Here is a 13,312-nt window from a genome sequence, read left to right on the forward strand (position 1 = left end):
GCTGAGAAACCGGATACATCCGGAACGTCCCCCACCGGCCCGTTCGTCCCTCTGGGTGCCATGAACAAGACGATCAGGCGCACCTCTGTCTTCGTGCTGATCCTGGTGCTCGCCCTGCTGGGCCGGGCCACCTGGGTGCAGGCGTACCAGGGCAAGGCGCTCGCGGACGACCAGAAGAACCGGCGGAAGACGATCGCGCAGTACGCGCAGCCGCTCGGGAACATCGTCGTGGCCGGTGAGCCGGTCACCGGCTCGAAGAGGACGGAGGGGACCGATCTCCGGTACCAGCGCACGTACACCGACGGCGAGCTGTACGCGGCGGTCACCGGCTACAGCTCGCAGGCGTACGGGGCGACCCAGCTGGAGGGCGTCTACGCGGACGTCCTCGACGGCACCGACGACCGGCTGAAGAGCCCGCTCGACGCCGTCACCCGGGAACAGCAGAAGCCCGGCACGGTCGTCACCACGATCGACCCGGACGTGCAGAAGGCGGCCTACCGGGCGCTCGGGGAGAAGAAGGGAGCGGCCGTGGCCGTCGATCCGGCGACCGGCCGGATCCTCGCCATGGTCTCCACCCCGTCCTACGATCCGTCGCGGATCGCCGGGACCTCGGACGGCGAGGCGTGGCAGGCGCTGACCACCGACGAGGACAAGCCGATGGTCAACCGGGCGCTGCGGCAGCCGCTGCCGCCCGGCTCGACCTTCAAACTGGTCGTCGCGGCGGCGGCGCTGGAGGACGGGCTCTACGGCTCCGTGGACACCGCGACGGACAGCCCCTCCCCCTACACCCTGCCGGGCACCCGGACCGTGCTGCGGAACGAGAACGCCTCGGCGCCCTGCGCGGACGCCACGATCCGCACCGCCCTCCAGTACTCCTGCAACAACGTCTTCGCGAAGCTGGCGGCCGACCTGGGTCAGGACAAGGTACGGGCCATGGCCGAGAAGTTCGGCTTCAACGACGCCGAGCTGGACGTCCCGGTCCGCGCCTACGCGAGCGTCTACCCCTCCGGCATGGACCGGGCGCAGACCGCGCTCACCGGCATCGGCCAGTTCGACGTGACCGCCACCCCGCTCCAGATGGCGATGGTGTCGGCGGCGATCGCCAACGACGGACTGCTCGCCGCCCCGCACATGGTGTCGGAGGTCGTCGACTCCGGCGGCGACCCGCTCACCACGTTCGAGGACGGGGACACCCGGCGGATCGTCTCCTCGTCCACCGCCGAGCAGCTGCGCAGCGCGATGCGGACGGTCGTGGAGCGGGGCACGGGCGGCAACGCGGCCGTGGCGGGGGCCGAGGTCGGCGGCAAGACGGGTACGGCCCAGCACGGCGAGAACAACAGCAAGACCCCGTACGCCTGGTTCACCTCGTACGCGAAGGACCCGTCGACCGGGAAGCAGGTCGCCGTCGCCGTGCTGATCGAGGACTCGGGCGCGGCCCGCTCCGAGGTCAGCGGCAACGGGCTCGCGGCCCCGGTGGCGCAGAAGATGATGGCGGCGGCGCTGAAGCAGGGGTGAGGGCGGGCGGGGCGGGCGCTCCGGCAGGGCGGACGCTCCCGCCCGGCGCGCGGTTTCCGGCCGTGGAACGGCCTGTTCGGGGCCCCGATTGGCCGTCGGGGCCCGTCACACGGTAAGCAGGGGCACGCTCGTTTCCGAGCACGCATTCGAGTCGGGTGGACGACCCGAACAGAGATCCCGCGGAGGACCGCCGTGCGCCTGCCCCGTTCCCTCTCCGGCTGGACCATCGCTGTGTTCGGGGTGCTCGCCGCCGCGCTCGGGGTCGTCGGTCTGGCCGTCCCGGACGCCCTGCTGACCGTGATGGGCTTCGAGCCGGTGCCCGACGGCGGGCGGGCCGACGGCGATCACACCCTGGTCTTCCTGACGGCCTCCTCGATGGCCGCGCTCAACATGGGCGTCTACTACGTGCTGGCCGCCCTCGCCGACTGGAAGCCCTTCTTCCGTTGGACGGTCCCCTTCCGGCTTCTGACCTGCGCGGTCTTCACCCTCGCGGTCGTCACCGGCCGCGCCCCGAGCGGTTTCCTCGGCGTCGGCCTCTGGGAGGGCCTGGGCGCGCTCGCGACGGGGGCGGCCCTGCGGTACGAGAAGCGGGGCGCCGGCCGGGTGGCCGAGCAGGCGCCCCAGGTGTGACGGAGGAGGCTCCTCCGTCACACCTCGTCACACCTCGTCATACCTCTGTCACGTCTCCGTCACGTCTCCGGCCGGGCTCGTCCGGGCTGGTCATGGCCCTGTCCGGGGCCGTCCGGGCTCAGAGGTCGAGGTTCGGGCCTTGCGGGACGGAGAAGAGCACGACGTCCTGCAGCATCCGGATCTTCGACCAGTCGAACTCGTACTTCTCGAAGGCGCGGAAGGTGATCCCCCGCTTGATGCCGTTGCTGATCAGCCAGGCCGAGTCCGAGTTCGGAGAGGTGGCCAGGATGGCACCCGAGGACAGGGGCCCGCCGTCCGGCATGCTGTAGAGGTCGATCACCTGCTGGACGTTCGAGTTGCCGAACAGGTTGGTGTGCGTGGCCATGTCGGGGATCAGCCGACGCTGACCGTCCATCACCACGTAGATGGCGGTGGTCCCGACCTGCCGCAGCCGGTAGCCGTTGAGGCTGTTCCAGTCGCTCCGGTACTGCGCGACGCTCTGGGGGGCGCTCTGCCCCACGCTCCGGGCCACGGGCGCGTCGGCGGCGCCCGCCGACGGGGCCGAGGCCAGGCCCAGCGGGACGGCGAGGATCAGGCTGAGCGCGCCGAGCGCGGCACGTCGGCGGATGGTGACGGACATGGTTCCCCCAAGGAATCGAGTGCGGCGGCCCGCCCGTCTCCCGGACGGCGTGCCCCGCGTTCGTCGTTGACCCCGGTCAGGCTGGCCGTCCCGGTGTCCCGGGCGCACGGGACCGGTGCCCCGGCCCGCCGGGCACTTCACCGGACCGCCGCCCGCTCCGGGCACCCCGCATCCGGCCGGGAATCGCCGGGGCAACGCTTCGCCCAGGGACGGCCCCTGCTGGGACTCTGAGCGGATGGGGAGAATCGGATCGGCGGCCCGGCGGGCCGCCACCGGCGACGGGCACGGGGGCGCCGCGCTGGCCGTACTGGCACTGTCGTGGGGCCCGGCCCTCACCGCGCTGGCGCTGATGCTGTTCGGGGACGTACCGCCCTACTCGGAGCAGTTGTACAGCGTCGCGGACGTCACGGACGCGCTGGTCTACGGGCTGACGGCGGCCGTGATCCTGCGGCGCCGGTTCCATCCGGTGGCCTGGCTGGTCGGTCTGCACTCGGTCGGCGGCGGGGTGGCCGCCCTGACGCCGCAGCTCGTCCCGATGTTCGGCGGCACGGAGTCCCCGCCGCCCTGGGCCGTCCTGCACGGCACCGCGTGGGTGCCCGGCACCTTCGCCCTGATCCTGATCGTGCCGTACCTGCTGGCCGCACCGCGCCTCGGGCGCCCCGCGAAGGCGGCGGTGGCCGCCGGGGTCGCGGCGATCGTGCTCGCGCTGACGGTCCGGCTGACCTCGGCGTGGCCCTGGCCGGAGGACGAACCGTTCTCCCCGCTGGCGATCCGGAACGAGACCTGGACCCGGGTCTGCGACGTCCTCCAGTTGTGGGTCCTGGCGGCGGTGGCCGTGCTGGGCCTGGTGGCGGCGGCCCACGCCGGTCTCCGGCGGCTGCGGGACCCGTCCGCGCGGGGACTGGGCTGGCTGGCCATCGGCGGTGCGCTCGTCTCCCTCACGTTCGTCCCGTTGATCGTCTGGCAGGAGAGCGGGCACCCGATGACGGAGGTGGTCATCCCGCTGACCCACCTGGCCTCGCAGGCGTTCTTCCCGGCGGCGGTCATGGTCGTGGTCCTCGGGCAGCAGTTGTGGGACATCGGGCTCGCCGTCAGCCGGACCCTGGTCGGGGCGCTCCTCACCGGCCTGCTGGTCGCCACCCACTTCGGTGCGGTCGCCCTGCTCGGGCTCGCGCTGCCGGGCGGCGACGACGTCCTGACCGGGGTCCTCGCGACGGCGGCGGTGGCGGCGTGCTTCCAGCCGTCGCGGGCCTGGCTGCAACGCCGGGTGGACCGGCTCGTGCACGGCGAGGCGGCCGTCCCGGCCCTGAGCCGGGTCAAGGGGCATCTCAGCAGCGCGGCCACCCCCGAGGAGGTCCTGACCGGCATGGCGGAGAGCGTGGCCGCCTCCTTCAACCTCAGCTCCGTACAGCTGTTCGGGACGGACGGGCAGCGGCTCGCCCACACCGGCGCTCCGGCCCCGGGGACGGAGCCGATCCGGCTGGCCCTGGCCGTCGGGCGGCGGGCGGCCGGGGAGCTGGTGGTGACCTGCCGCCCGGGAGAACGCCTCGACCGGCGGGCCCGCACCTCGCTGGGCGAGGTGGCGCCCGTCGTCGCGAGCGCCGTGCGGCTCGCCACGGTCACCAGGGAGCTGCGCGAGTCCCGTGGCCGGCTGGCCGCGGCCCGCGACGACGAGCGGCGCGCCCTGCGCCGTGAACTCCACGACCATCTCGGGCCCGCCCTGGCGGGCATCGGCCTGGGCCTCGCGGCCGTCGACCTCGGCCGCCCCGGGACGGGCCCCGCCCCTCCGCTGCTCGCCCGGCTCCGGCACGAGCTGGACCTGTGCGTCGAGGACGTACGGGTCCTGGCGCGGGGGCTCGTACCGCCCGTCCTCGCCGAACTGGGGCTCGTCGGGGCGCTCCGGGAGCTGGTGATGCGGTACGAGGCGGACGGCCTCGCGGTCAGCGTGCGCGACCGGGGCACGGGTCCGGTGCCCGCCGAGATCGCCGGGACGGTGTACGCGATCGTCGCGGAGGCGATCCGGAACGTGGCCCGGCACTCCGGGGCCCGTACCTGCGTGGCGGAGCTCGAAGGCCGCGAGGTGCTCACCGTGGTGGTCGAGGACGACGGCCGGGGCGTGGACCCGGGGAGTCGCCCGGGGGTGGGGACGCAGTCGATGCGGGAGCGGGCGGAGGAGGCCGGCGGCACCGTGACCTGGCATCCGGGCAGGTCGGGGCAGGGCACCCGGCTGGTCCTCCGCATCCCCCTCCAGCGGGAGGCGGCCCCTTCGCATGAGCGTTGATCCGGGGGCGGGGACCGGAATCGAAATCGGGGCCGGAGTGGGGGGCGGAATGGGAGCCGGGGCGAGGTCGAGGGCGGGCTACGGGCTGGACGCCGGGGCGGGCGCAGGACTGGACGTCGGGCTGGACGTCGGGGTCGGGCTCGGGCTCGGCACCGAGCGGCGCGACGGGCCCCGCTCAGGGCCGGGCGTCGAGGCAGGCGCCGGGCCGGGCGTCGAGGCGGGTTCCGGGCTCAGGGCCGGAACGGACGTCGGGGCACGTACCTGGCCCCGTTCCCGGCCCGTCGCAGGGCCGGACGCCGGGGCGGGCTTCGAGCCCGGCTCCGGACTCGTCACAGGCCCGGACGGCCGGGCGGGCTTCGGACCCGGCTCCGGACCCGGCACAGGCCCAGACGGCCGGGCGGGCTCCGGGCCGGGGATCCGGGTGGTGCTCGTCGACGACCATCCGGTGTTCCGCATGGGCCTGTCGATCCTCCTTGAGGCGCTCCCGGGCGTGACCGTGGTCGCCGAGGCGGGGACGGCGGAGGCGGCCGTGGCGGCGGTGGGGGCGTACGGCCCCGACCTCGCCGTCGTCGATCTCCACCTGGGCGACCGCCTGCCGTCCGGGATCGACGCCATCCGCGCCATGCTGCGGATCCGGCCGGGGACCGCCGTGCTGGTCCTGACGATGCTGGACGACGACGACTCGGTGTTCGCCGCCATGCGCACGGGCGCGCGTGGCTACCTCCTGAAGGGCGCGGGGCCCGGGGAGATCGAACGGGCGGTACGGGCCGTGGCCAACGGCGAGGTCATCCTCGGCCCGGCCGTGGCCTCGCGCGCGGTGGCCTACCTGACCGGGCTGCGCTCCCCCGGAGCAGCCCCCGTGCCCCTGCCCGAGCTGACCGTGCGGGAGCGCGAGGTCCTCGATCTGGTGGCTCGGGGCCTGGACAACCCGGCCGTCTCCCGGCGGCTCGTCCTCAGCCAGAAGACCGTCCGCAACCACGTCTCCAACATCCTGGCGAAGCTCCAGGCGGCCAGCAGGTCGGAGGCCGTCGTACGGGCCCGCGAGGCGGGGCTCGGCGGCGCCTGACAGGGCCCTGACCCGCCCCGTTCCCGACGGTCCGGCGGGCGTACGGGCGCCGCGGGAAGCGACGACGGCGTCCCGGTCCGGGGGTCCGGTCCCCCGCGGTGGTGATCGAACGGTCCCCCTACGGCGGTGATCAGGGAAGACTCGGGGGCCCTCGCGGGTGCGGCGGGGCCGGTGGGCGGGGAGCATGGAAGGAGGCGCGGCGCGGCGGGAGGAGGGCAGCGTGACGGCCGGTTCCTTCTCTGGGACGACGGGGCGGGTGGGTGTGCCCCTGGACGGTGCGGGGCTCCTCGATGTGCTCGGGGTCGCCGCCGTCGTCGTGGACGCCCGGGGGCGCATCGTGCTCTGGAGCCCCCGGGCCGAGGACCTCTTCGGCTTCAGCGCCGAAGAGGCCCTGGGACGGTACGCGGCGCGGCTGATCGTCGGCGAGGAGCACCGGGAGGACGCCCTGCGGCTCTTCGGCGAGGTGCTGCGCGACGGCACCACCTGGGCGGGCGACTTCCCCGTACGGCACAAGGACGGCACGGTCCGGCGGGTGGAGTTCCGGAACATGCGGCTCACCGACGACCTGGGGGGCCTGTTCGCCCTGGGGATCGCCGCCGACCACACGGTCGTCGAGCGGATCGAGACCGAGCTGGCGCTCTCCGACCGGCTGGTCTCGCAGTCCCCGATCGGCCTCGCCGTCCTCGACCCCGAACTGCGGTACGTCCTGGTCAACCCGGCCCTGGAGCGGATCAACGGGCTGCCCGCCGCCCTGCACGTCGGACGGCGGATCGGGGACATGCTGCCGCTGGTGGACTCCGTCTCCCTGGAGACCTCGCTGCGGGCCGTCCTCGCCACGGGGACCCCGCTGCTCGACCACCAGGTGGTCGGCCGGACCCCCGCCGACCCCGACCACGACCACGCCTGGGCGGTGTCGCTGTACCGGCTCGAAGGCTCCGAGAACCGCGTCCTGGGCGTCGCCGCCTCCGTGATCGACGTGACCGAGCGGTACCGGGCGGACGCCGAGGCCGACCGGTCCCGGCGGCGGCTCGCGCTGGTCGCGGACGCGGCGGCCCGGGTCGGCACCACCCTGGAGGTGGAGCGGACCGCCGACGAACTGGCGGAGGTCGTGGTGCCGGAGCTGGCGGACGTCGCCGCCGTCGACGTCCTCGACTCCGTCCTGACCCTGCGCAGGCCGGGCGCCCCCTCGGAGGGCCCCGAGGTGTTCCGGGCGCTGGCGCTGAAGGCGGCGACCGGGACCGGGGCGCGGGAGGCGGCGGACCCGCCGGGGACGGTCGCCCGGTACGGGGCGGACCGGCTGGTCACGCGGTGCGTGCGCACCGGGCTGCCGGTGCTCGTCGAGCGGGTCGGCCCCGGCGACCTGGACCGGATCGCGCGGAGCCCCGAGGCGGCGGTGCGGCTCGCGCGGGCCGGGGTCCACTCGTATCTGGCGGTGCCGCTGATCGCGCGCGGTGAGGTGCTGGGCGCGCTCGACCTCAAGCGCGACCGCAACCCGCTCTCCTTCGACGCCGACGACGTGCTGCTCGCGACGGAGCTGGCGGCCCGCGCGGCCGTGAGCATCGACAACGCGCGCTGGTACCAGAGCGTCCGGAACTCGGCGGTGACGCTCCAGCGCAGTCTGCTGCCGGGGCTGCCGCCGGAGCGCCCGGGTCTGGAACTCGCGGCCCGCTACCAGCCCGCGCAGGCGTCGAGCGAGGTCGGCGGCGACTGGTACGACGCCATCGCGCTGCCCGACGACAAGACGGCGCTGGTCGTCGGGGACGTGATGGGCAGCGGCATCGAGGCGGCGGCGGTCATGGGGCGGCTGCGGACCGCGACCCGGGCCTTCGCGGACCTCGATCTGTCGCCCCCGCAGGTCCTGCGGCACCTGGACCGGATCACGGACGACCTGGAGCACTCCATCGCGACCTGTCTGTTCGCGGTGCACGACCCCGCCAGGGGCCGGTGCCGGATCGCGAACGCGGGCCATCTGCCGCCCGTACGGGTCCCGGTGGACGGGCCCGCCGAACTGGTGTCCGTGGAGCCGGGGGTGCCGCTGGGGGTCGGCGGCGGGACGTTCCGTACGACCCGGGTGCCGTTCCGTCCCGGGGACCGGCTCGTGCTCTACACGGACGGGCTGATCGAGACCCGTGACGATCCGATCGACGAGCGCCTCGCGCTGCTCGTGGGTCTGCTCGACGAGGCGCGGGGGCCCCTGGAGGAGAGCTGCGACCTGCTGCTCCGGGCGCTGCGGCGGCCGGGCGCGGCGGACGACGTGGCGCTGCTCGTCGCCCGGAGCACGGGATGACGGCCCGGGGACCGGGACGCGGCGCGGGGCGCGGCCCGGCCCGCCGCCCGGACCGGGACACGACTCCGCTGTCGGCCCCCGGGGCGCCCCCGGAGCAGGGCCCGGGGGCGGGCACGGCATCCGGGGCGGGTCCCGACGCGGTGGCGTCCGCCCCCGGCGGGCCCCTCTCTCCCCAGACCCCCGGGGCCGTTCAGACCCCCGGGGCCGTACGGGTGGGCGGTGCGGGCCCGGCGGCCGGGCAGGGGACGGCCGGGGCGGGCGGTGCCACAGTGGGCCGCGAGCCGGGTCCAGGGCCCGCATCCAGCGCCCCGGCGGCGCCCGCGCACGGCGCCCGGGCGGTCGCGGGCCCCGGGACCACGACGGGGGCGGGGCCCGGTCCGGGCTCCCCGTCCGGTGCGGGCCACTCGGGTCCCGCCCAGGCCTCGCCCGGTTCCGGAGCGGGGTCCGGGGGCGGGTCCGGGGCCGGAGTGGCGCCGGGGGCGGCTCCCGAGCCCGGTCCCGGGGCCGGGGCGCGGGAGCGCAGGAGCGGGCTGCGGAGCGTCGCCGGGCAGGTGTTCGCGCTTGAGGCGCTGATCGCGCTCCTGGTGATCGTGTCGGCCGCGTTCGTCACGTTCCACCAGGCGCGCGGCGACACCCTCCGGGACGCCCGGGTGCGTTCGCTCTCGGTGGCCGAGGGCTTCGCGAAAGGGCCGGGCATGGACGCGGCGCTGGCCTCGCCGGACCCGACGGCGGCCCTCCAGTCGCACGCGGAGGCCGCCCGCGTGGCCACGGGGGTGGACTTCGTGACGGTCCTGAGCCCTTCCGGCGTGCGGTACACCGACTCCGACCCGGCGCTGATCGGCCGGGTGGCGGCCGGCGACTTCACCCGGGCGACCGTGGACGGCGAGTCGTACACCGAGGAGTACCAGGGCAACCCCCATGACGCCGTGCGGGCCGTAGTGCCGGTGCTGGACGCCCGGGGCCGGGTCGTCGGCATGGTCACCAGTGGCATAGAGGTGGAGAGCATCTCGCACATGATGGGCGACCGGCTGCCGGTGCTCGCCGGGGCGGCGGCGGGCGCGCTGGTGCTCTCGGTGGGCGGCGCGGCCCTGGTGAGCAGACGGCTGCGGCGGCAGACGCACGGCCTCGGGCCCGCCGAGATGACCCGGATGAAGGAGCACCACGAGGCAGTCCTGCACGCGGTCCGCGAGGGCGTCCTGATCGTGGGGCCCGACCAGCGGCTGCTGCTCGCCAACGACGAGGCCCGCAGACTGCTGGACCTGCCCGGGGACGCGGAGGGGCGGCGGGTCACGGAACTGGGTCTCGATCCCCGTACGGCCGGGCTGCTGGTGTCGGGGCGGACGGCGACCGACGAGGTGCACCGGGCGGGCGACCGGCTCCTCGCGGTGAACGTGCGGCCCACGGCGCCGGACGGCTCCGGGCCCGGCAGTGTGATGACGATGCGGGACACCACCGAGCTGGCCGCGCTGACCGGCCGGGCGGCGGTGACACGCGGCCGCCTCGAACTTCTGTACGAGGCGGGAGTGCGGATCGGGACGACGCTGGAGGTCGTACGGACGGCGGAGGAACTGGCGGAGGTGGCGGTGCCCGGGTTCGCGGACTTCGCGACGGTGGAACTGCTCGAACCGGTGCTGCGCGGGGAGGAGCCGACGACGGTCGGCGTCACGGAGATGCGGCGGACGGCGCTGAGCGGGCTGCGGTCCGGCCAGCCGCTCCAGCCGGTCGGGGACGGCGTGCGGTTCGAGGTGCCCGGTGCCCCGATAGCGACGGCCCTGGCGGCGGGGCACGCCGTGCGGACGGAGCTGGCGGTCGCGGAGGGCTGGCGGACGCAGGACCCCCGGGGGGCGGCGGAGGCCCTGGCGTACGGGATGCACTCGCTCCTGACGGTGCCGCTGCGAGCGCGGGGCGTGGTCCTCGGGATGGCGAACTTCTGGCGGGCGGACACCCCGGAGCCCTTCGACGAGGAGGACCTGTCGTTCGCGGAGGAGCTGGCGGCGCGGGCGGCGGTGGCGATCGACAACGCGCGCAGGTTCACCCGGGAGCACACGATGGCGGTGACGCTCCAGCGGAGCCTGCTGCCCCGGGCGCTGCCCGAGCTGAGCGCGGTGGACGGGGCGTACCGCTACCTCCCGGCGAAGGCGGGCGTGGGCGGCGACTGGTTCGACGTGATCCCGCTGCCGGGGGCACGGGTGGCGCTGGTGGTGGGGGACGTGGTGGGGCACGGTCTGCACGCGGCGGCGACGATGGGGCGGCTGCGGACGGCGGTGCACAACTTCTCGACGCTCGACGTGCCGCCGGACGAGCTGCTCGGGCACCTGGACGAGCTGACGGGCCGGACCGACGAGCGGGTCGCGGAGCAGGGGCCGGACGGGGGTGAGGGGCGGCGCCGGGAGGAGGGCATCACGGGAGCGACGTGTCTGTACGCGGTCTACGACCCGGTGTCCGGGGTGTGCACGCTGGCGAGCGCCGGGCATCCGGGACCGGCGGTGGTGGGCCCGGACGGGCGGGTCGAGTTCCCGGAGGTGCCGCCGGGGCTGCCGCTCGGCCTCGGGCTCGGGGACTCGTCGTTCGGGACGACGGAGCTGCGGCTGCCGGAGGGCAGCAAGCTGGTGCTGTTCACGGACGGGCTCCTCAAGGACCGGGACCGGGACTTCGGCGCGGGCCTTGAACTGCTCGGGTCGGCGCTCTCCCGCCCGGACCGGTCGCCGGAGCAGACCTGCGCGGACGTGCTGGCGACGCTCCTGTCGCCGACGCCGGAGGACGACATCGCGCTGCTCGTGGCGCGGACCCGGCTGCTCGACCGGGACCGGATCGCGGAGTGGGAGGTGCCCCGCGATCCCTCGGCGGTGTCCCCGGTGCGGAACGCGGCGGCGGCGAAGCTGTCGGAGTGGGGGCTCGACGGGCTGGCGTTCACGGCGGAGCTGATCCTCAGCGAGCTGATCACGAACGCGGTGCGGTACGGGGCCGATCCGGTCCGGGTCCGGCTGATCCACGACCGGACGCTGATCTGCGAGGTGTCGGACGGCAGCAGCACCTCGCCGCACCTGCGGCACGCGGCGGCGACGGACGAGGGCGGGCGGGGACTGTATCTGGTGGCGCAGTACGCGGAGCGGTGGGGCACGCGCTACGAGCGGCGCGGGAAGACGATCTGGGCGGAGCTGAGGGCGGGCGGGGACGACCAGGAACCGGAGGAACCGGAGATGCCGGACCTGGACGCGCTGGAGAAGCTGGCGTGGTGAGGGCCCCCGGGGCACCGGGCGGCGTCGGCGCGGTCACGACCGCGACGCCTTCCCGCTCCGTACGGCTCCGAGCGGTACGGCTCCGGCCGCGCGGCCTGGTCCGCACGGCCCCGGCCCATGCCCGTACCGCCTCGGTTCGGCGGGCCCCGGCCCCGGTGACGATCGGGCCAGGTGACGGACCGCGCTGGTGAGGGTGGACGACGAGCCCAGGAAGCACCCGTGGTATACCAGATCGCTGTGGCAGCACACCCGCGAGCCCGGCCCGGTCCTGCCTGATCCGGTCTGATCCGGTCTGATCCGGTCTGGTCCGGTCTGGTCCGGTCCGGTCTGACCCAACTCCGGTCCGGCTCCGGTCCGGCTCCTGCCGGGCCCGCCACGACGTCCGTCCACCCGCCCATCCGTCCCGCCCCGCCTCCCGAGGAGCCCCCGTGATCCCGCCGCCCCGTACCGCGACCCTGTTCCACGACGTCCGGCCGTTCGGCGGGCCTGCCCGTGACCTGGTCGCGGTCGACGGACTTCTGGTTCCGGAGGTCCCCCGGGACGCCGTCGTGGAGCGGATCGACGGGGGCGGGCGGCTGGCGCTGCCGACCCTGGTCGACGCCCACATCCACCCCGACAAGACGTCCTGGGGCGAGCCCTGGCGCGGCAGGCGCCCGGCGGACGGCATCGCCGAGTACGTCGCGGGGGACGTGGAGCTGGCCCGCGCGCTGCCCACCCCGGTGGGCGAGCGGGCCCTGCGGCTGATGTCGCACGCGGCGGCGCACGGCACCCGGGCGATGCGCGCCCACGCGGACGTGGCCCCGGCGTACGGCCTGGCGGGGATCGAGGGCGTGGCGGAGGCGGCGCGGCGGCTCGCGGGCGTCGTCGACGTGGAGCTGGTCGCCTTCCCGCAGCACGGGGTGGTCCGTACGCCGGGGGTCGCGGAACTGCTCGCGGAGGCCGCGGCGAGCGGTCTGGTCAGCCATGTCGGCGGGATCGACCCGGCGGGCTTCGACGCCACCGGCGAGGCCGGGGGCGACCAGCTGGGCACGGTCTTCGCGCTCGCCGAGAAGCACGGTCTGGGGCTCGACATCCACCTCCACGACCGGGGCGAGCGGGGTCTCGCGCCGCTGCGGGACATCGCGGCCAGGACCAGGGCCCTCGGACTTCAGGGGCGGGTGAGCGTCGGGCACGCCTTCGCGGTGGCGGAGCTCTCCGGGCGGGAGCTGGACGAGACGGCGGACCTGCTCGCGGAGGCGGGGATCGCGCTGACGACGGTCGCGCTGTCGGTGACGACGATCCTGCCGTTCCGGCGGCTCGCCGAGCGCGGGGTGCGGGTCGGGCTCGGCTCGGACGGGGTCCGTGACAACTGGAGCCCGTTCGGCAACGCGGACATGCTGCACCGCGCCTGGCTGGCGGCCTGGGCCCTCGACCTGCGGCTCGACGAGGAACTCGAAGCCTGTTTCCGGCTGGCCTCCGACGGCGGCGCGGAACTGCTGGGCCTGCCGAAGGCGGACCTGGCCCCGGGCTCCCCCGCCGACTTCATGCTGCTGGACGGCGAGTGCCTGCCCCAGGTGGTGGTGGACCTCCCCCGCCGCGACCTGGTGGTCCGCGCGGGCCGGGTGGTCGCCCGGGACGGCCGCCTGGTCTGACGGCCGCCCAGGGAGGGGAGGGG

The 13,312-nt window shown here is 75.4% G+C and carries 8 protein-coding genes; 7 read left to right on the forward strand and 1 reads right to left on the reverse strand.

Annotated features, from left to right (window positions below; translation table 11 throughout):
- Positions 1-60: 60 nt before the first annotated feature.
- Both ACIRQY_RS08160 and ACIRQY_RS08165 read left to right on the forward strand, forming a co-directional pair.
- The gene (locus tag ACIRQY_RS08160) at positions 61-1,515 is read left to right on the forward strand and encodes a peptidoglycan D,D-transpeptidase FtsI family protein (RefSeq protein ID WP_403922984.1); all 1,455 of its coding nucleotides are present in this window, start codon (positions 61-63) and stop codon (positions 1,513-1,515) included.
- Between the two features lie 192 nt (positions 1,516-1,707).
- On the forward strand, positions 1,708-2,145 hold the full coding sequence (locus ACIRQY_RS08165) for a hypothetical protein (protein ID WP_351796144.1): 438 nt from the start codon (positions 1,708-1,710) through the stop codon (positions 2,143-2,145).
- A 118-nt stretch (positions 2,146-2,263) separates the two neighbouring features.
- Here ACIRQY_RS08165 and ACIRQY_RS08170 read toward each other — a convergent pair whose 3' ends face one another.
- Positions 2,264-2,785: a hypothetical protein gene (locus ACIRQY_RS08170; RefSeq protein WP_403922986.1), complete on the reverse strand. Its 522-nt coding sequence runs from the start codon at positions 2,783-2,785 to the stop codon at positions 2,264-2,266.
- Between the two features lie 235 nt (positions 2,786-3,020).
- Between ACIRQY_RS08170 and ACIRQY_RS08175 the strand changes: the two genes are divergently transcribed.
- The 5 genes from ACIRQY_RS08175 to ACIRQY_RS08195 all read left to right on the forward strand — a co-directional run bounded on the left by ACIRQY_RS08175 (position 3,021) and on the right by ACIRQY_RS08195 (position 13,289).
- Positions 3,021-5,066, forward strand: a complete 2,046-nt coding sequence (locus tag ACIRQY_RS08175) for a sensor histidine kinase (protein WP_403922988.1) — start codon at positions 3,021-3,023, stop codon at positions 5,064-5,066.
- A gap of 49 nt (positions 5,067-5,115) precedes the next feature.
- Positions 5,116-6,132, forward strand: a complete 1,017-nt coding sequence (locus ACIRQY_RS08180; protein ID WP_403922990.1) for a response regulator — start codon at positions 5,116-5,118, stop codon at positions 6,130-6,132.
- Between the two features lie 220 nt (positions 6,133-6,352).
- Positions 6,353-8,419 carry a SpoIIE family protein phosphatase gene (locus ACIRQY_RS08185; RefSeq protein WP_403922992.1) on the forward strand — a complete coding sequence of 689 codons (2,067 nt, stop codon included), beginning with the start codon at positions 6,353-6,355 and terminating at the stop codon, positions 8,417-8,419.
- 551 nt (positions 8,420-8,970) lie between these two features.
- Complete coding sequence (locus tag ACIRQY_RS08190) at positions 8,971-11,658, forward strand: SpoIIE family protein phosphatase (RefSeq protein ID WP_403922994.1); 2,688 nt, start codon at positions 8,971-8,973, stop codon at positions 11,656-11,658.
- A 428-nt stretch (positions 11,659-12,086) separates the two neighbouring features.
- Positions 12,087-13,289: an amidohydrolase gene (locus tag ACIRQY_RS08195; protein ID WP_351796126.1), complete on the forward strand. Its 1,203-nt coding sequence runs from the start codon at positions 12,087-12,089 to the stop codon at positions 13,287-13,289.
- Positions 13,290-13,312: the final 23 nt, after the last annotated feature.

It is taken from the genome of Streptomyces sp. NPDC101490 (genome assembly GCF_044767145.1).
Classification (GTDB): domain Bacteria; phylum Actinomycetota; class Actinomycetes; order Streptomycetales; family Streptomycetaceae; genus Streptomyces.

What these genes read in the sequence shown, in the direction of transcription:
- ACIRQY_RS08175 (WP_403922988.1), top strand. Translation starts at nt 3,021, where the DNA reads ATGGGGAGAATCGGATCGGCGGCCCGGCGGGCCGCCACCGGCGACGGG.
- ACIRQY_RS08160 (WP_403922984.1), top strand. Translation starts at nt 61, where the DNA reads ATGAACAAGACGATCAGGCGCACCTCTGTCTTCGTGCTGATCCTGGTG.
- ACIRQY_RS08180 (WP_403922990.1), top strand. Translation starts at nt 5,116, where the DNA reads ATGGGAGCCGGGGCGAGGTCGAGGGCGGGCTACGGGCTGGACGCCGGG.
- ACIRQY_RS08170 (WP_403922986.1), bottom strand. Translation starts at nt 2,785, where the DNA reads ATGTCCGTCACCATCCGCCGACGTGCCGCGCTCGGCGCGCTCAGCCTG.